Genomic DNA, 16,679 nt, shown 5'->3' with positions numbered 1-16,679 from the left:
ACTTATGTCTTGCGCATGTACATCCGCACGGTCAGGGGCGCCATGACGGCAACGATCACCGCGGCGCCGACCAACGACCACACGACGTGGATACCGAAGTGACCGTCGTTGGCCAGCTCGCGAACCGCGGTCACCAAGTGTGAGACCGGATTGACGTTCACGAACTTCTGAAGCCAACTCGGCATGGTGGCAGGATCGACGAACGCATTCGACAGGAACGTCAGCGGGAACAGCACGAGCATCGAAACACCCTGCACCGTGGACGCTTTGTTCATCAGCACGCCCATGAGGGCGAAGATCCAGCTGATGGAGAACGCGCACACCATGACCAGGATCGCGGCAGACAGAATGCCGACCACGCCGCCTGCGGGGCGGTATCCCATCGCGAAACCGACGATGAACGTGATGGTCGTTGCGATGCCGTAGCGCACGACATCGGCGAGCAATGCGCCGGACAGCGGGGCGATACGAGCGATGGGAAGGGATTTGAAGCGGTCGAACACGCCCTTGTCCATGTCCTCACGAAGCTGAGTGCCCGTGACGATGGAACCGGTGATGACGGTCTGGACGAGGATGCCGGGGATGATCGTCGGCAGATATGCCGTCACGTCACCGGCGAGCGCGCCGCCGAAGATGTACGTGAACATCAACGTGAAGATGATCGGCTGGATGACGACGTCGAACAGTTGCTCGGGGTTGTGCTTGATCTTGAGAATTCCGCGGTACGCCATCGTGAACGTGTTCGCGAAGCTCTGCTGCAGGCTGATGCGGCGGGGTGCGGCATCCGGCTGGGCTATCGGCGACCGGGGTTTGGTGAGGGTGGTTGTCATGCGACGCTCCGATCGGAGTCGTTGTCGGACTGGGCGTCGTTGCGTCCACCGTCTTCGGGCTGGTGCCCGGTGATGGTCAGGAACACTTCGTCCAGGCTGGGTTTCTGTACGTTGATCTCGTCGACGGCAATTCCTTGCTCACGCAGACGGATCAACAGGTCCGCAGTGATCGACGGGTCGCTCAGTGGTGCGGTGATCCGCCCGACTTCGGGGGTGACACCCACCTCGATGCTCAGCGCAGCCGCGATGAGCGAGCGAGCTTCCTCGGTTCGGTCACGGTCGACCAACTTGAGCTGGAGGGAGGAGATCCCGACCGAAGCCTTGAGTTCGTCGGCGGTGCCGTTCGCGATCACGCGACCGCGGTCGATCACCGCGATGCGATCGGCCAACTGATCGGCCTCGTCGAGGTACTGCGTGGTGAGCAACACTGTCGAGCCCTCGGCGACGAGTCGCCGGATGGTCACCCACATCTGGGCGCGGGTGCGCGGATCCAGTCCGGTGGTGGGCTCGTCGAGGAACAGCAGCGGCGGGCGGGCGATCAGGCTGGCCGCCAGATCCAGGCGCCGACGCATACCGCCGGAGAAGTTCTTCAGCGGCTTGGTTGCGGCCTCGACCAGGTCGAACTCCTCGAGGAGTTCGAGGGACTTGGTGCGCGCATCGCGGCGGCTCAGGCCGAGCAACCGGGAGAAGATCACGAGGTTCTCGGTCGCGGTCAGGTCCTCGTCGACGGAGGCGTACTGCCCGGTGACGCCGATCAGGGAGCGGACCGCGGTGGGTTCACGGCTGACGTCGTGACCGAAGATGCGCGCCTCACCGCCGTCGGGGCGAAGGAGGGTGGCGAGCATGCGGACAGTGGTGGTCTTGCCGGCGCCGTTCGGCCCGAGGACGCCGAACACCGAGCCGGTGGGGACGGTGAGGCTGACGCCGTCGACCGCGCGGTGCTCGCCGAACTTCTTGACGAGTCCGTCGGCCTCGATGGCAAGAGGCGAAGCTGTGTGGTTCATGGGATGAAGCTTGGCAGATCGATCTTGCATGGACCTTGCGTGGAACTTGCGGTTACTTGCACAGCGCGCGAGGTCGGTGCTCCACAACCGGCAAACAATCCCCAGACGGATCTTGCTTGTCGGTGTGCGGGCGCGGCGGCATCACGCTCGCTGCATGGAGATTCTCACGCGGGCACAGGCTCACCGCGACGGCACCAGCGACGCGCAGTTGCAGCGAGCGGTCAGGCGCGGCGAGCTGCACCGAATCGCAGCGGGGATCTACATGCGCGCCGATCACTTCCGCGAACTCGATGCGAGAGCACGCCACCGCTGCGCTGTCATGGTAGCCGCCGAAAGCTGTGGACCAGGCGCAATCGTGAGCCACGCTTCGGCAGCGGTCATGCACGGATTGGATTGCGGCGGATTGCGATTGGGCACCGTGCACATGACGCGTAACCGGTGCTCGGGTGGGCGGAAGAGTCAAACCTTGCATCTTCATCCGGCAGTGGTCCCGGCCGAGGAGGTCGTGCTGATCGACGGCGTCGCAACCACGTCGCTTGCGCGAACGTTCGTCGACCTCGCACGGACGACGCCGTTCGAGACCGCCGTGGTGATCGGTGATTGCGCCCTGCGACGTGGGATGAGGCGTGAGAACGTCGACGCTTCGCTCGATCATGCGCGCGGACGGCTGGGAATGAGTCGCGCTCGAGTGGCGGCGACGTTCATCGAACCAGGTGCCGAGAGTCCGGGGGAGTCCATCAGCCGGGTACGCATGCGCGACGACGGTTGGCCGATGCCGACCCTGCAGCACGAGATCCGTCACGGTGGCCGGTTCATCGGGAGAGTCGATTTCTTCTGGAAAGAGCACGGTGTGGTGGGCGAGTTCGACGGGATGGTCAAGTATCGCGGCGACAATCCGGGGAGGGCGGTAGAGCGCGAGAAACTGCGGGAGGACGCGATCCGGGACGCGGGGTTCGAGGTGTTCCGGTGGGTATGGGCGGATCTTCGCGACTTCGAACGTGTCCGCGAAAGGTTCGAGCGGGCTTGCCTCCGCGGAGCCGCGCGCTGATTGTGCAGCCGCGGCGCTGATCAGGCCTGCGGCTGAACAATCGTGCTGCGGCTGCTAGCTGAACCGAGCCACCAGAGCGGCGCGGTCGAGCTTGCCCGGCCCCCGGAGCGGCAGTGCGTCCACGACGAACAGCTCGCGCGGCGCTGCGGTCACGTCGAGTGTCCGCTGAGCATGTGCGCGTAGTTCCTCGAGCGTCGGAGCTTCGCCCTCGGGTACGACCACGGCCACCACCCGCTGCCCCAGCCGCTGGTCCTCGATGCCGATCACCGCGCACTCGCGAACGGCCGGGTGATCGGCCAGCGCGGCCTCGACCACCTGCGGTACGACGGTCAGCCCGCCGGTGGAGATTGCCTCGTCCAACCGGCCGCTGATGCGCAGGACTCCGTCGACCACTGCTCCGGCGTCGTCGGTCCGGAACCAACCGGGTTCGGCGAAAGCGGGGTGGTCGGGAAGCCCGCGGTACCCGGACGCGAGCATCGGTCCGCCCAGCAGCACTCGCCCGTCGTCGATACGAATCTGCGCTCCGGACAACGGGATTCCGTCGTAGACGCAACCGCCGGAGGTTTCACTCATCCCGTAGGTACGGACGACGGTGATGCCCGCTTCGGTTGCCTGCGCGAGTACCGGCGCGGGAGTCGCAGCGCCGCCGAGCAGAACCGCGTCGAGTGAAGCCAGCGCCTCGACCGCGGCGCGATCACCGAGCGCCTTGACCAACTGCGTCGGCACCAAGGAGGTGTAGCGGCGCGGTCCGCTCATCGCGGCGACGGCGCCCGGAAGCGCTGCCGGGTCGAAACCCGCACTGACGTCGACGATCACCGGTTGCGTTCCGGCGAGAACACTGCGGAGCAGAACCTGCATGCCGGCGATGTGGTGCGGAGGGAGAACGAGCAACCAGGATCCTGTGCCGCCGAGGCGTTCGTGGGTCGCGTCGCCGCTGGCCCGCAGGGCATCAGCACCAAGCATCGCGCCCTTCGGCGTTCCCGTGGTTCCCGACGTGGCGACTACCAGCGAGACGCCGTCGTCGATGGGCTGATCGGGGTGCAGAGCGTCGCTCAGTCGGGCCGTCTCGCGTGCGTCGGCAGCCGGGACGGGGAGCACGGCGTCGTGCTCGCCGCCCAGGATCTGCGCGACGGCAGGTAATACCTCGAAAGCCGCCTCGCCCTGCGGAACCGCGAGTGTGCGAAGAACGTTCACCGGATGTCCGGCCCGGCAAGGGGCCAACCGCCGTCAGCCAGATGGCTTCGCACGCGGTCGACATCGGTTTCGAGAGGCATCTCGTTGGTGATCTTCGTGATGAGGACCTGGATGTCGGTCTTCTCGATGGGCAGATCGCCGTCCTCGATCAACGCGTCGGCGACGGCGTCGACCTCGGCCTCGGAGAGTCTGCGAGTGAGGAGTGCGAAGAGCGGGATGTAGTCCTGTTCGGGGACGCCATTGGGATAGCCGGCCCGCAACCAGCCGACTATCGACGTGAGGAAGGGCGGAAGAGCCATGACGTCAGCTCACATCTCGAACTTCGTTGTCGGCGTCCACGTCTTCGATAACCGGCCACCCACCTGCGCGCAGTCTTTCGGTGACACGATCGACGTCGTCCTCGGACGGCTCCTCGTTGAGGATCCCCTCGATGATGGCGCGAATCGTGTCGTAGTCGACGTGGCGGTCCGGTACCTCGTGCGCGGACTCGATGGACATCGAAACGACCTGCTCGATCTCCTCGTCGGTCAGACGTCGACGGAGAACCGCGAGCAGGGCGAAATGATCCTTGTCCGGGATGCCCTCGGGGTACCCGGCGCGTAGCCAGTCGAGCACGCTGCGCAATGAATACTTGCTCAAATCCTCGGCCTCATTTTCGTTTCGGTGGTTTCAGTGGTGTGCCGCGACGACCACTCAGAAGACGTGGATTCCGAACGTGCTGGCCAAGAAGTTCTTCATCAACAACAGAATTCCGGCGAAGATCGTGACGAGCACGATCGCAAAACAGAGGTACGCACCCATTTTACCCAGGGTGGTCGGTCCTTCGGTGCCGTCGGGATTCGGCAGGCTCAGCGACTTGAGGCCGAATGCGAAGATCGCCGGCAGTCCCGCTCCGAAGAGCAGTCCTACTGCCACTACCTGCCAGAGCGAATCGAGGGTATCGGTGAGTAGATGCATTCTCTTGCGCCCCTTTCAGGAGTTGCGGGTGGCTTCGGTGGACGGCGTGGGTTCGGCTGCCGGGATCTCGGCAATTGCCGCATCTGAATTCTCGTCCCATTCGGCGGTGACGTTCGCCGCGTCCACGGGTTCCTTACGCGAGCGTATGTACATGAAGATCGCGAAGGCGATAAGCGCGGCGAAGACGACGAGCACGCCGGCGAGTCCGCCGACCAGATGCGCAAGAGCCCAGCAGATAGCTCCGACGACGGCAGCCGACGGCAATGTGATCAGCCAGGCTGCGGCCATCCGGCCGGCGACACCCCAACGGACCTCGGCGCCCTTGCGACCGATACCGGTACCGAGGATCGAGCCGGTGGCGACGTGGGTGGTCGAGAGGGGGAGTCCCAGGTGGCTCGACGTGAGGATGATGGCTGCGGACGACGCTTCGGCTGCCAGACCCTGCGGCGCGGCAATCTCGACAAGACCCTTGCCCAGGGTGCGGATGATGCGCCAACCGCCGAGGTAGGTGCCGAGGGCGATCGCGACGGCACAGGTGAACTTCACCCAGAACGGCATCTCGGTCTCGGCGGTGATGGTGCCGTGAGCGACCAGGGCCAAAAAGATGACGCCCATCGTCTTCTGGGCGTCGTTGGTGCCGTGTGCAAGTGAGATCAGGGAGGCGGTGCCGATCTGGCCGAAACGGAAACCGCGCTCGCGCTCGTCTTCCTTGACGGATGCGGTGATGCGGTACACGAGCTTGGTGCCGACGCCCGCGACCAGAGCAGCGACGACCGGCGCGAGGATCGCGGGGACGACGACCTTGGTCAGCACTCCGCCCCACTCGACTCCGCCCATACCGATGGAGGCGATCGCGGCGCCGATCAATCCGCCGAACAGCGCGTGCGAGGAGCTCGACGGCAATCCGAGAAGCCAGGTGGCCAGGTTCCAGATGATTCCGCCGACAAGACCGGCGAACACGATCAGCAGCAGATCCTGCCCACTGACCGCGCCGAGGTTGACGACACCTTTGGCTACCGTCGCGGCGACCTCGACGGACAGGAACGCACCGACCAGGTTCAGGATCGCGGAAAGTGTGACCGCAACTTTGGGCTTGAGTGCACCGGTCGCGATGGAGGTGGCCATTGCGTTACCCGTGTCGTGAAAACCATTCGTGAAATCGAACGCGAGGGCGGTGACAACTACCACCAGGAGGATTACGAGCTCTGCGGTCACAACGTGAATTGTGCGTATCGAACGCGTAAAAGTACAGCGAACGGGATGCGAACAGGGCCTCCGTGGAGTACGTCCCCGCGCGTGGGCTGCGGCGCTGCCGTTCGCGATGTGTTCAGCGCCACGAAATCCGAACCCTGTGTGGGACCTCACTTTTTGGTCTCACTCACCGGGAAGGCACATTCGGACCGTTTTAAACGCTGATTACCTACGGGCACCGAGCGCACCGGAACAGGGGTTTCACCTCTGTATCTCGGTGTCTGTCAGTGAGAAGGAGAGCTCCGACCGTGAAGCCCAACAAGTCCACGAAGCTGATCGTGGCACTCGCAGCGACCGCCGTTCTGGCATCAGCCTGCGCATCGAATCGTGGTGACGATCCCTACGCCGTCGCTGTCGGCGGACCAGGCGTCAGCGCCGATCTTGCGTCGAGCACATCCGACGCGAAGTTCGGCACCCTCGATTCGCCATGTGGCGAAGGCGATGCCACCGGCGCAACCGATCAAGGCGTCAGCGACACCGAGATCAAGATCGGGTTCGGTGACGACCGCGGGTACGTGAAGTCTCCCGGGTTGAACAAGGAAATGAGCGATGCGGTGAACGCGCTCATCTCGTGGTGCAACGATCAAGGCGGTATCAACGGCCGCAAGGTTGTCGGTACCGACTACGACGCCGCGATGACGCAGGCCAACTCGGTCATGCAGGAAGCGTGCGCGAGTCAGTTCATGATGGTCGGCTACGGCTTCGCGATGGATCAGACCGCCGAGCAGACGCGTGTCGCGTGCAACCTGGTGTCCGTGCCAGGCTTCACCGTCTCGCCGGACGCCGCGAACGGACCCATGACGTTCCAGGGAGTCCCGTTCCCCGTCGACTACGCGAACGGTTCGCAGTGGTTCCAGATGGCCGAGATGCATCCCGATCTGGTGAACGACTTCGACGTCGTCAACAGCACGATGCCCACGATCATCAGCTCCACCACGAAGATTCGTTCGATCGCCGAGGCTGCGGGCTTCAAGCTCAAGGATTGCGGCGTCACACTCAACTACGAGGGCGAATCGAGCTACGTGCCGTTTGCCGAGAAGTACAAGGAGTGCGGTGCGAAGGGAATCTGGACGTCACGATCGGCAAGCCCGTCGGAGCTGAACTTCGTGAAGGCCCTCGATCAGGTCGGGATCGATCCTATCTTCTTCGGTGAAGCCACCTGGTACGGCGCGACCGTCTCCGATTGGAACAAGGACACCGGACTGCTCGACAACCTCAACGCGGGCATGACCTTCCAGATGCTCGAGAACGCGGACAAGGTGCCTGCAGTGAAGAAGTACGTGGATCTGGTTTCCGAGCAGGGTGGCAAGACTGCGCTTCTCGGTATGCAGGCGGCGTCGTCGTTCCTGCTGTGGGCGGCCGCCGCGGACGAGTGCGGCAGCGATCTGACGCGTCAGTGCATGGTCGACGAACTCTCGAACATTCACGAGTGGGACGGCGGCGGATTGCATGCCGCCACCGATCCCGGCAAGAACATGCCGGCCACCTGCGGACTCATGACCTCGCTGAAGGGCAGTACCTACTCGCAGGCCTTCCCGTCCACCGCGGGCGAATTCAAGTGCGACCCCAAGTACCTCGTCGCGACCGACAAGAGCACCTGGGGAACCGAGCTCGGCGCTGACCGCGTTTCGACGAAGTACCAGAACGCCAACGTCATCAAGCCGCAGTCCTGATTCTTCCGACTCGGGCGGCGAGCGCCAACCGCCGCCCGAGTCCCTAACGAGGGTTCAGCCATGAACACTTTTGTCACTTTCACGATCCTGGGCCTGGTCCTGGGATCGGTGTACGCGATCGCCGCCTCCGGGCTGGTACTCACGTACAACACGTCAGGCATCTTCAACTTCGCGCACGGTGCACAGGCAATGCTCGGTGCGTTCATCTACTGGCAGTTGCGCTACGGCTGGGAACTTCCCACTGTCGTTGCCTTGCTGATCTCGTTGGTCCTGGTCGGTCCGCTGATGGGTCTCGGCCTCTACGTCCTGATCATGAAGGGGCTACGCGATACCGCCGAGGTCACCAAAATCGTTGTGACGGTATCGATCCTGCTCGGAATGCTCTCGATTTCTCACTGGTTCTGGCATCCCGAGACCGCCCGAACGATGCAGATGTTCTTCGGTGACCAGTCCAAGATCACGGTGTTCGGCGCGAGCATCCGCTACCACGAGCTGATCTGCATCCTCGTTGCGATCGCTATCGCCGTCGGTCTGCGTATTCTATTCACGCGCACCCGGGCCGGTGTTGCGATGCGCGGCGTCGTCGACGATCCGGAACTACTGCGCCTCAACGGCCACAATCCGGAGCGTCTCGCGGCACTGTCCTGGGCGATGGGTTCGACGCTCGCAGTCCTGGCCGGCATCCTGATCACCCCGATCAGTGGCGGCACACTCGAGGCGAACATGTTGACGCTCTTGGTGATCGACGCGTTTGCCGCGGCCATGTTCGGTCGGTTGCGCAGCATCCCACGCACGTTTGTCGGCGCCGTGGTTCTCGGGCTTGCCGGTACGTACGTATTGGCGTACTTCCCGACCAGTTGGAGTTGGACGTCGAATTTCCGTGTCTCCCTGCCGATGATCGCGCTGTTCGTCGTACTCATCGTCCTACCTCAGGACCGCCTGCGCGGCGCGGTCACTCGCACTCGCGAGCGGTACCACGTTCCGAGCGTACGCAAGGCCGTCGTCTGGGGCGTGGCACTGATCGTCATCGTGTACCTGATCCGTCTGCTGATGGTGACGTCGGCGGTCACGACACTGACCATCGGAATGACTTTCGCGATCATCGCACTCTCGCTCACACTCCTCACCGGCTACGCGGGTGAATTGAACTTGGCGCCGGTATCTTTCGGCGCTATCGCGACCATCGTGGCCTTCCACTTCGGGATCTCAGGTTCCGGGTTGGCTGCGCACCTCAACCTGTGGGGCATCGTCGTCGGAGTCCTCGTCACCGCAGTGATCGGTGGCCTCGTCGCCCTGCCGGCGCTGCGGCTCAGAGGGCTGTATCTCGCGCTTGCGACCATGGCATTCGGAGTGTTCCTCTCCAACATGGTCCTTCGCGACACCACCGAACACGAGATGTTCGGCATGAAGTATTCGCTGTTCAAAGACGGCAACATCGCCCTCCCGCCGCTGAAGATCGGCCCGCTCGATCTGAGCAACGAAACGGTGTTCCTGATGACCGTGACCGCGCTGTTCTCGGTACTCGGCGTCGGCGTCATCGCGTTGCGTAACAGCGGCTACGGGCGCCGTCTCGCTGCGATGAAGGACAGCCCGGCCGGTTCGGCCATGCTCGGCCAGAGCCTGGTTCGGCTCAAGCTGAGCGTTTTCATGATCTCTTCGGGGATCGCCGGTCTCGGCGGCATTCTGATGTCGAGCGCGATGGGTTCGGTCTCGGGTGAGAGCTTTGCCATCATGGTCAGCCTCTCGCTGCTCATGCTGACCGTCGTCGCGGGCATCGGATACGTCACCGGCGCGCTGTTCGGTGGCCTCATGGCCGGAATCGGCTTTGCCGTCATCATGGTCTCGTTCACCAATCTGGCTTCGGCGCAACCGGAGTTGGAGGGAATGTGGCTGCTGCTGGGCAACATCGCGGCCGTCAGCCCGGCCCTGATCGGCATCGGTGTCGGCGCGAACCCCAGTGGCACCGTGCACAGCGTGATCGAGGGATACCGTCGACTCTCCGATGCCAGGCCGGTTCTGATCGGCGGCGCCGCAGTCGTTCTGCTGACCTACGTCCTTGCTCTGACCGGCGTACTCGGCAACTGGTGGTTCGCATCCATCACGATCGCGGTGGTGTTCATGCTGCCCGTGATCGGCGAGATGGTCATGCCCCGTGCGGTTCTCACTCCGGAAGAATTGGCAGCCAAGGCGACAGTCGTTCCCGAAGACGTCGGGATCGACGTCCCGTACAGCCCCGAGATCCGTGACGAGATCGACCGCGAACTGGGGATTCCTCAGTACCAGGGCGGCTCGCCGAAGGAGTTGACCGCCCATGTCTGATGCACCTCTTCTCGAAACACGCGGTGTGAGCGTTCGTTTCGGTGGGCACGTCGCGGTCAAGGACGTTTCGCTCACCGTGCAACCCGGAACCGTGACGGGACTGATCGGACCGAATGGTGCGGGCAAGACGACGCTCTTCAACACCATCACCGGGCTGCAGAAACCCACGTCCGGTCAGGTGTTCCTCGGCGGCGTCGACGTGACGAAGCTGCCGCCGCACAAGCGGGCAGGTCGCGGGCTTGCGCGTACCTTCCAGCGGCTCGAACTGTTCGTCTCGCTGTCGGTGCGTGACAACCTGCGTGTCGCGGGAGACATCCACAAGGCGAACGGCCGCAACAAGATCGACGTGGACAGCGAGACGGATCGTCTGCTGGAGCTGACCGGGCTGACGGATGTCGCGGACAAGGACGTCGCGGACATCCCCACCGGACGCGCCCGCGTCGTCGAAGTTGCACGGGCGCTCATGACCGACCCGCGAGTGCTGCTGCTCGACGAACCGGCCTCGGGCCAGACCGAGCAGGAAACCGAGGTCTTTGCCGAGATGCTCACCGAGCTGGCGGCGGGTGGACTCGGAATCTGTCTGGTGGAGCACGACATTCCGCTGGTGATGAAGGTGTGCTCGACCATTCACGTGCTCGACTACGGCGCAGTCCTCGCATCGGGTGATCCGGAGAAGATCCGGACGGATCCGGAAGTGATCGCGGCCTACATCGGGACCGAGGAGGAGGCGGTATGACTTCAGCGAAAATTGGCGAGGCGAAAATCGACGAGGGCATACGCAGCCCCGACCGCGCCGAACCGTTGCTCGAACTGTCCGGTGTCCGTGCCGGTTACGGATCCATCGAGGTTCTGCACGGGGTGGATCTGGTACTCGAACCGGGCGCAGTGGTGGCGCTGCTCGGACCCAACGGCGGCGGCAAGACGTCGACGCTCAAGATCTGCTCAGGCGTCCTGCCGGTCACCCGCGGCGAGTTCCGGCTCGCGGGCCAGGTCGTGAACGGCGTCGAGCCTTCGGAGTTGGCGAGGCTGGGCGTCTGCTCCATCCCCGAGGGGCGCGGGATCTTCGCAAACCTGACCGTGCGCGAAAATCTGTGGATCGCCACCGGAACGGGCGTCGGGTTGGCCGAACTCGAAGAGGTTGCGTACAGCAGGTTCCCGATCCTGGGGGAGCGGCGCGGGCAGTTGGCCGGATCGATGTCCGGCGGCGAGCAGCAGATGCTGGCGCTGTCACGGGCGCTCGGCACTCACCCGACGGTGCTCCTGCTCGACGAGCTGTCGATGGGTCTCGCACCGCGAATCGTCTCGCAGATGTACGACGTCGTCGGCTCGCTTGCAGCCGAAGGCATTTCCATTCTCGTCGCCGAGCAGTTCGCACGAGCGGTGCTGCCCATCGCGACCTCGGCCGCACTCATGTTGCAGGGACGCGTCGTGAAGACCGGCGATCCCCTCGACATCGAAAACGAACTTTCTACCAGTTATCTAGGAGGATGACGATGACTACTCTCGCCGAAGATCGCCGTGAGGAATTCAAGAAGAACATCGCAGAGTTGAAGCTGGACAAGAAGCAGGCAGGCGGCGACGCTGCGACGCGCATCGCCGGCCTGGTGCTCATGGTCGTCGGTGTGGTCGGCGCCTTCGTCGTCTACATCTCTTCGCTGACGCTCTCGGACCTGCGGGATCTGGTGTCGTACCAGATCCTCACCGTGGTTTTCCTCGCCCTGACAGTGGTCGGTGCCGCACTCTTCCTGGCCGCATCGGTGGCAAAGGTGCTGCGGCTGTGGTTGGTTCGCCAACTGCTCGAGGGTCAGGCCCAGACAGATCAGATCTCTCAGGCGCTGAGCACGCGCAACTGATCTCTGCGAAGAACCGACAGATGCCCGCCACGAAAGTCGTGGCGGGCATCTGTCACTGCTCGGCTACAGTGGTGTCTCGACTACGCGGACGGTGGCCGGGAATCGCGTCGGATGGGATGGTCCTCCGGGATCTGCACCATCACGATCGGTGTCCCGTCCGGGTCGGCGATCCACATCTCGTGCAGACCCCACGGTTCTTGCCTGGCCTCGCGGGCGATCTTGACTCCGGCGAGAACCAGTTCGGTCTGAGCGGCAGTGAGGTCACGGACCTGCAGCCAGATCGCGCCGCGAAAGCCACCTTCGCCGGTGCCGCCGTGCGCAGCGACTTCGATCAGCCCTTGGCCGGCGAAGAAGACTGTGCCGCCGGGATATTCACGAGCGATCGCCAGACCGAGGGTGTCTCGGTAGAAGCTCAGCGTTCGTTCGTACTCGCTCGGGCGCAATATCGTACGGCTACTCAGAATCTCCACGTCCGACCTCCCTCTCGCACCTACTGTCTCAGAAGTACCAGGGATATGGTGACCAATCGGGATCACGCTTTTCGAGGAACGAGTCGCGACCCTCGACGGCCTCGTCGGTCATGTACGCCAAACGTGTTGCCTCACCGGCGAACAGCTGCTGGCCGACCAACCCGTCGTCCTGCAGGTTGAACGCGTACTTGAGCATCCGCTGTGCCTGCGGCGACTTGCCGTTGATCTTGCCTGCCCAGTCGATCGCGACGTTTTCGAGTTCCGCGTGGTCGACAACCTTGTTGACCGCGCCCATCTGATGCATTTCCTCGGCGGTGTACGTCTCACCCAGGAAGAAGATCTCGCGAGCGAACTTCTGGCCCACCATCTTTGCCAGATAGGCGCTGCCGTAGCCGCCGTCGAAGCTTCCGACGTCGGCGTCGGTCTGCTTGAACCGTGCGTGCTCGCGGCTGGCGAGCGTCAGGTCGCACACCACGTGCAGGCTGTGACCGCCGCCCGCAGCCCAACCGTTGACCAGGCAGATCACGACCTTCGGCATGAAGCGGATCAGGCGCTGGACCTCAAGGATGTGAAGGCGTCCGGCGCGTGCTTTGTCGACGGTGTCCGCCGTTTCACCTTCGGCGTACTGGTAGCCACTGCGCCCACGGATGCGCTGGTCTCCGCCCGAGCAGAACGCCCAGCCGCCGTCCTTCTCGCTCGGTCCGTTGCCGGTGAGCAGGACCGCTCCCACGTCGGAGGTCATACGGGCGTGATCGAGCGCGCGGTACAACTCGTCGACGGTGTGCGGGCGGAACGCATTACGTACTTCCGGTCGGTCGAAGGCGACGCGAACGGTGCCTTGACTGACGTGCCGGTGGTACGTGATGTCGGTGAGGTTCTCGAATCCGGGAACAGGGCGCCAGAGCTGCGGGTTGAAGGTCACCTCAGTCACGATAGAGGCACGCCTCGCGTGTCTAACGGATGCCTGAGGTAGAACACGTTCCCGGGCGCGCTAACGTGCAGGTCATGAGCGAACAAACCGCAGACGGCACGGAGATCGTCACAGACGGTGAGAAGCGGGGCGGATTTCCACGGTTCCGGCACACTCCTGCAGGTCCGGACTTCGGCCGCTTCGTCGAAGCGATGCGCAGGTTGCAGGACCTTGCCGTCTCGACCAATGTTCCCGACGACGTACTCGCTGACATCGCTACGCAGGCCGAGGAGCTTGCCGATCGGTTGACTCCGTACGAGGTGCCGGAGGGCAAGTCGCCCGCGGGCTCGAACATCCAACTGCCCGGACGCGGCAGCCTCCTCATGCTCCCGTGGATGGTCGAGAAGTTCGACACCGAAGGAGTCCGCAGTACCGGCGTCTTCCGCCGCTACCACCTGGGCGGCAACGGTGCCGCTCACGGCGGCGTCCTGCCCTTGCTGTTCGACGACGTCTTCGGGATGACGGTCCACGCGGGTGGTCGTCCGATTTCCCGGACCGGCTACCTCCACATCAACTACCGTGCGATCACTCCGCTCAACACGCAACTGGTGATCGAAGGGAAGGTGGATCGGGTCGAGGGTCGCAAGACCTTTGTCAGCGCACGCCTGACCGACCTCGACGGCAAGCTCCTCGCCGACGGTGAGGCGCTCATGATCGAACTGCTTCCAGGACAGCCCTGACATGTTCCCCTCGTTCGACGATCTGATCTCGGACGCCGTGGTGCTCGCGCTGCCGATGCGAGTTCGCTTTCGCGGCATCACGACTCGTGAGGCTCTGCTCGTTCGTGGCCCGGCCGGGTGGGGAGAATTCGCACCGTTCGTCGAGTACGACGACGACGAGGCGTCGCAGTGGCTGCTCGCCGGGATCGAGGCGGCGTGGCTGGGTCCGCCGCCTGCGCTTCGTCACGCCGTTCCCGTCAACGCCACCGTGCCGGCGATCGACGCCTCTGCCGTTCCGCAATTGTTGGAGCGCTTCCCCGGGGCCCGGACCGCCAAGGTCAAGGTCGCCGAGAAGGGGCAGTCGTTGGCGCAGGACGTCGCCCGGGTGAACGAGGTGCGTCGGCACATCCCGAACGTGCGCGTCGACGCCAACGGCGGTTGGAGTGTGGACGAGGCGATCACGGCTTTGCGAGCGATCACCGAAGACGGTGAACTCGAATACGCGGAGCAGCCGTGTGCAAGCGTCGAGGAACTGGTCAGCGTCCGCGCCGCGGGGACCGGTGTGCGGATCGCTGCCGACGAGAGCATTCGCCGTGCCGAGGACCCGTTGCGCGTCGTACGAGCCGGGGGAGCGGACGTAGCCGTCGTGAAGGTGCCGCCGCTGGGCGGAATGCGTGCTGTGGTGGCGCTGTCGGCGCAGCTGGCGGACTACGGGGTGCCGGTGGTGGTCTCGAGTGCGCTGGACACGGCTGTGGGGATGTCCGCGGGACTGGCGGCCGCGGCAGCCTTGCCCACGCTTCCGTTTGCCTGCGGCCTCGGCACGGGCGGCCTGTTCGTCCGGGATGTCGCGGTCACCGGAGCAGCCGTCGACGGCGCTTTGTCCGTTGGTGCCGTCGAGCCTGATCCGGTTCTGCTCGAGACGCTGGCCGCGCCCGCGGACCGGCGCGACTGGTGGTTGGAGAGGGCCAGGCGCTGCCATCGGATACTCGGCAGTAGAGACCTGCCGAATTTCGTATAGTCTCGGGCGCGACCTGATGAACATCAGTGAAGAATGAAGGGATCGAAAGTGGTTGCAGCTCTGAACGAAACCCTGCTCGAGGAATCACGGGTTCCCGCGGTCGTCGCGGACGTGCAGACCTTGATCGACGCAGAGGTTTCGGATAAGTCGGGGGCCTCAGGGCTGGCTCTCAAGGGTGGCTACGGCGCGGTCAAGAAGGTGAGCCCGTCCATCGTGCCGGACGCCGTCACCGCGCTTCTGCCGGCTTTCGTGGCAAAGCTCGAGCCGTACTGGCAGGAATTCTCGGCTTCCGGTGAAGGCAGCTTCGCCGATTTCATCAGCGCCCGCGGCGACGCGGTTGCCGATTCCCTCCTCGAGGTGACGGACGAGCGTATCGAAGGTAGCGACAAGGCCGTCGTCAAGTCGATGTACTCGAAGCTGCGCGGTTCGGCCAAGAAGCATGTGACTGCAGCTCTGCCGCGTCTGGGCGATGTGATCCAGAAGCACGCTGCATAAGCGAACGTAAAAAACGAGCGGCCCGGGAGTTTCTCCCGGGCCGCTCGTTTTTTTGCATTCGTTTGTCAGTGAGCCGAATGTCCGTGGCGCCAGAAGCCGGTGAAGGTGATGTCGGGCTTGGCGAACTTTCGGTCGTTCACCAGATGCCGACGCAGCCCGGTGGTGAGTGCCTGTTCGCCGGCGACAAACGTGTAGGACGGCCCCTCGGGCAGTTCGGCGGCGCGGACGGTCTCGAGGGTCAGAACACCCGGCGTTGCGTGTTCGTCCTCGCGAACGAGCCAATGCACGTTGACGTTCGCCAACTCCGGAATGTCTTGCTTGTCTTCGATGTTCGGAATCTCGACGAAGACCTCGGCACGCAGGTCTGCCGGCGCGGTTTCCAGAATGCCGATGATCGCCGGAAGTGCACTCTCGTCGCCGACGAGCAGTTGCCACTTGGCCTCGGGTGTGGGGTTGTAGATGCAGCCTTCGTCGAGGAGGGCGACATTGTCGCCGGTCGACGCGGTGTCCGCCCACGCGGATGCCGGGCCGATGTCACCGTGATAGGCGAAGTCGATGTCGATCTCCGTGGTCTCGCCGAAGAGACCGGTTCCGGCAGCACGGTAGGCGCGAATCGTGTAGTTGCGCACGACCGGTCGCGTGTCCTTGGACATCATCAGGTACTGCGCGTACCAGAGATTGCTTGCCGCGCTCGGCAACCGGAGTTCGCTCTGGCCGACCTGCGGGATGAACATGCGGAACCACTGATCGGCACCCATCGGTGCGATGGTGGACAGCTCTTCGCCGGCAATGGTCACCCGGATGAAGCTCGGGCTGATTCGTTTGTTCGCCACGACCTGCGCCGACACGATGCTGCGTGAGGCCGGTTTCACGAACTTGGCGCGCTTGGCCATGACTGGTTGCTCCCTGATTAGCTGTTACTCGTACCTAATCAGGTA

At 64.0% G+C, this 16,679-nt stretch carries 19 protein-coding genes; 9 read left to right on the top strand and 10 right to left on the bottom strand.

The window, feature by feature from the left end; genetic code table 11:
* Positions 1–2 precede the first annotated feature (2 nt).
* Together ABX74_RS22895 and ABX74_RS22890 are read right to left on the bottom strand one after the other, a co-directional pair.
* Positions 3–830, bottom strand: coding sequence for an ABC transporter permease (locus ABX74_RS22895; protein WP_047889754.1), 828 nt, complete (start codon positions 828–830; stop codon positions 3–5).
* Positions 827–1,834 (bottom strand): daunorubicin resistance protein DrrA family ABC transporter ATP-binding protein, encoded by a 1,008-nt coding sequence (locus tag ABX74_RS22890; RefSeq protein WP_041814791.1) that lies wholly within the window; start codon positions 1,832–1,834, stop codon positions 827–829. The genes ABX74_RS22895 and ABX74_RS22890 overlap by 4 nt, the downstream gene beginning before the upstream one ends.
* Before the next feature lie 154 nt (positions 1,835–1,988).
* On the opposite strand from ABX74_RS22890, the gene ABX74_RS22885 reads away from it, so the two are divergent.
* The gene (locus tag ABX74_RS22885) at positions 1,989–2,882 is read left to right on the top strand and encodes a type IV toxin-antitoxin system AbiEi family antitoxin domain-containing protein (protein WP_047889753.1); all 894 of its coding nucleotides are present in this window, start codon (positions 1,989–1,991) and stop codon (positions 2,880–2,882) included.
* 54 nt (positions 2,883–2,936) lie between these two features.
* Here the strand turns inward: ABX74_RS22885 and menE are convergent, their stop codons facing one another.
* The 5 genes from menE to ABX74_RS22860 are packed head-to-tail and all read right to left on the bottom strand — an operon-like array spanning position 2,937 to position 6,248.
* Positions 2,937–4,076, bottom strand: a complete 1,140-nt coding sequence (gene menE, locus ABX74_RS22880; RefSeq protein WP_020968952.1) for an o-succinylbenzoate--CoA ligase — start codon at positions 4,074–4,076, stop codon at positions 2,937–2,939.
* Entirely contained in the window at positions 4,073–4,375 is a 303-nt protein-coding gene (locus tag ABX74_RS22875; RefSeq protein WP_019744336.1) for a DUF3349 domain-containing protein, read from the bottom strand. Before ABX74_RS22875 ends, menE begins: the two co-directional genes overlap by 4 nt.
* 4 nt (positions 4,376–4,379) lie before the next feature.
* Positions 4,380–4,715, bottom strand: a complete 336-nt coding sequence (locus ABX74_RS22870; RefSeq protein ID WP_019744335.1) for a DUF3349 domain-containing protein — start codon at positions 4,713–4,715, stop codon at positions 4,380–4,382.
* Between the two features lie 54 nt (positions 4,716–4,769).
* Complete coding sequence (locus ABX74_RS22865) at positions 4,770–5,033, bottom strand: membrane protein (protein WP_019744334.1); 264 nt, start codon at positions 5,031–5,033, stop codon at positions 4,770–4,772.
* A 15-nt stretch (positions 5,034–5,048) separates the two neighbouring features.
* Complete coding sequence (locus ABX74_RS22860; protein WP_019744333.1) at positions 5,049–6,248, bottom strand: inorganic phosphate transporter; 1,200 nt, start codon at positions 6,246–6,248, stop codon at positions 5,049–5,051.
* A gap of 284 nt (positions 6,249–6,532) precedes the next feature.
* Here ABX74_RS22860 and ABX74_RS22855 point away from each other — a divergent pair, with 284 nt between their 5' ends.
* Genes ABX74_RS22855 through ABX74_RS22835 form a run of 5 tightly spaced genes read left to right on the top strand, consistent with a single transcriptional unit; the run spans position 6,533 to position 12,129 of the window.
* Positions 6,533–7,957 carry an ABC transporter substrate-binding protein gene (locus ABX74_RS22855; RefSeq protein WP_047889752.1) on the top strand — a complete coding sequence of 475 codons (1,425 nt, stop codon included), beginning with the start codon at positions 6,533–6,535 and terminating at the stop codon, positions 7,955–7,957.
* Between the two features lie 60 nt (positions 7,958–8,017).
* Positions 8,018–10,276, top strand: coding sequence for an ABC transporter permease (locus ABX74_RS22850; protein ID WP_030535486.1), 2,259 nt, complete (start codon positions 8,018–8,020; stop codon positions 10,274–10,276).
* Complete coding sequence (locus ABX74_RS22845) at positions 10,269–11,012, top strand: ABC transporter ATP-binding protein (protein ID WP_020968954.1); 744 nt, start codon at positions 10,269–10,271, stop codon at positions 11,010–11,012. The genes ABX74_RS22850 and ABX74_RS22845 overlap by 8 nt, the downstream gene beginning before the upstream one ends.
* Positions 11,009–11,767, top strand: coding sequence for an ABC transporter ATP-binding protein (locus ABX74_RS22840; RefSeq protein ID WP_019744330.1), 759 nt, complete (start codon positions 11,009–11,011; stop codon positions 11,765–11,767). The genes ABX74_RS22845 and ABX74_RS22840 overlap by 4 nt, the downstream gene beginning before the upstream one ends.
* 2 nt (positions 11,768–11,769) lie before the next feature.
* A complete protein-coding gene (locus ABX74_RS22835; protein WP_003942018.1) occupies positions 11,770–12,129 on the top strand; it encodes a hypothetical protein in 360 nt (119 codons plus the stop codon).
* 80 nt (positions 12,130–12,209) lie between these two features.
* Here ABX74_RS22835 and ABX74_RS22830 read toward each other — a convergent pair whose 3' ends face one another.
* Both ABX74_RS22830 and ABX74_RS22825 read right to left on the bottom strand, forming a co-directional pair.
* Positions 12,210–12,599 carry a VOC family protein gene (locus ABX74_RS22830; protein WP_019744328.1) on the bottom strand — a complete coding sequence of 130 codons (390 nt, stop codon included), beginning with the start codon at positions 12,597–12,599 and terminating at the stop codon, positions 12,210–12,212.
* Positions 12,600–12,627: 28 nt separating this feature from the next.
* The gene (locus tag ABX74_RS22825) at positions 12,628–13,521 is read right to left on the bottom strand and encodes a 1,4-dihydroxy-2-naphthoyl-CoA synthase (RefSeq protein ID WP_024487301.1); all 894 of its coding nucleotides are present in this window, start codon (positions 13,519–13,521) and stop codon (positions 12,628–12,630) included.
* A gap of 83 nt (positions 13,522–13,604) precedes the next feature.
* On the opposite strand from ABX74_RS22825, the gene ABX74_RS22820 reads away from it, so the two are divergent.
* The 3 genes from ABX74_RS22820 to ABX74_RS22810 are packed head-to-tail and all read left to right on the top strand — an operon-like array spanning position 13,605 to position 15,741.
* Positions 13,605–14,249, top strand: coding sequence for a PaaI family thioesterase (locus tag ABX74_RS22820; protein ID WP_024487302.1), 645 nt, complete (start codon positions 13,605–13,607; stop codon positions 14,247–14,249).
* Position 14,250: 1 nt separating this feature from the next.
* Complete coding sequence (locus ABX74_RS22815; RefSeq protein WP_020906810.1) at positions 14,251–15,246, top strand: o-succinylbenzoate synthase; 996 nt, start codon at positions 14,251–14,253, stop codon at positions 15,244–15,246.
* A 48-nt stretch (positions 15,247–15,294) separates the two neighbouring features.
* Positions 15,295–15,741 carry a DUF6918 family protein gene (locus ABX74_RS22810; protein WP_003941973.1) on the top strand — a complete coding sequence of 149 codons (447 nt, stop codon included), beginning with the start codon at positions 15,295–15,297 and terminating at the stop codon, positions 15,739–15,741.
* Positions 15,742–15,806: 65 nt separating this feature from the next.
* On the opposite strand, the gene ABX74_RS22805 is transcribed toward ABX74_RS22810, so the two are convergent.
* Positions 15,807–16,634, bottom strand: a complete 828-nt coding sequence (locus tag ABX74_RS22805; protein WP_047889751.1) for a siderophore-interacting protein — start codon at positions 16,632–16,634, stop codon at positions 15,807–15,809.
* Positions 16,635–16,679 lie beyond the last annotated feature (45 nt).

Origin of the sequence: Rhodococcus sp. ARP2 (assembly GCF_001029585.1) — a bacterium.
Taxonomy (GTDB): Bacteria; Actinomycetota; Actinomycetes; order Mycobacteriales; family Mycobacteriaceae; genus Rhodococcus_F; species Rhodococcus_F erythropolis.
The sequence above is the reverse complement of the archived record's forward strand: the minus strand, read 5'-3'. Positions and strand labels throughout refer to the sequence as shown.

What these genes read in the sequence shown, in the direction of transcription:
- ABX74_RS22840 (WP_019744330.1), top strand. Translation starts at nt 11,009, where the DNA reads ATGACTTCAGCGAAAATTGGCGAGGCGAAAATCGACGAGGGCATACGC.
- ABX74_RS22890 (WP_041814791.1), bottom strand. Translation starts at nt 1,834, where the DNA reads ATGAACCACACAGCTTCGCCTCTTGCCATCGAGGCCGACGGACTCGTC.
- ABX74_RS22885 (WP_047889753.1), top strand. Translation starts at nt 1,989, where the DNA reads ATGGAGATTCTCACGCGGGCACAGGCTCACCGCGACGGCACCAGCGAC.
- ABX74_RS22850 (WP_030535486.1), top strand. Translation starts at nt 8,018, where the DNA reads ATGAACACTTTTGTCACTTTCACGATCCTGGGCCTGGTCCTGGGATCG.
- ABX74_RS22865 (WP_019744334.1), bottom strand. Translation starts at nt 5,033, where the DNA reads ATGCATCTACTCACCGATACCCTCGATTCGCTCTGGCAGGTAGTGGCA.
- ABX74_RS22805 (WP_047889751.1), bottom strand. Translation starts at nt 16,634, where the DNA reads ATGGCCAAGCGCGCCAAGTTCGTGAAACCGGCCTCACGCAGCATCGTG.
- ABX74_RS22845 (WP_020968954.1), top strand. Translation starts at nt 10,269, where the DNA reads ATGTCTGATGCACCTCTTCTCGAAACACGCGGTGTGAGCGTTCGTTTC.
- ABX74_RS22835 (WP_003942018.1), top strand. Translation starts at nt 11,770, where the DNA reads ATGACTACTCTCGCCGAAGATCGCCGTGAGGAATTCAAGAAGAACATC.
- ABX74_RS22815 (WP_020906810.1), top strand. Translation starts at nt 14,251, where the DNA reads ATGTTCCCCTCGTTCGACGATCTGATCTCGGACGCCGTGGTGCTCGCG.
- ABX74_RS22820 (WP_024487302.1), top strand. Translation starts at nt 13,605, where the DNA reads ATGAGCGAACAAACCGCAGACGGCACGGAGATCGTCACAGACGGTGAG.
- ABX74_RS22895 (WP_047889754.1), bottom strand. Translation starts at nt 830, where the DNA reads ATGACAACCACCCTCACCAAACCCCGGTCGCCGATAGCCCAGCCGGAT.
- ABX74_RS22875 (WP_019744336.1), bottom strand. Translation starts at nt 4,375, where the DNA reads ATGGCTCTTCCGCCCTTCCTCACGTCGATAGTCGGCTGGTTGCGGGCC.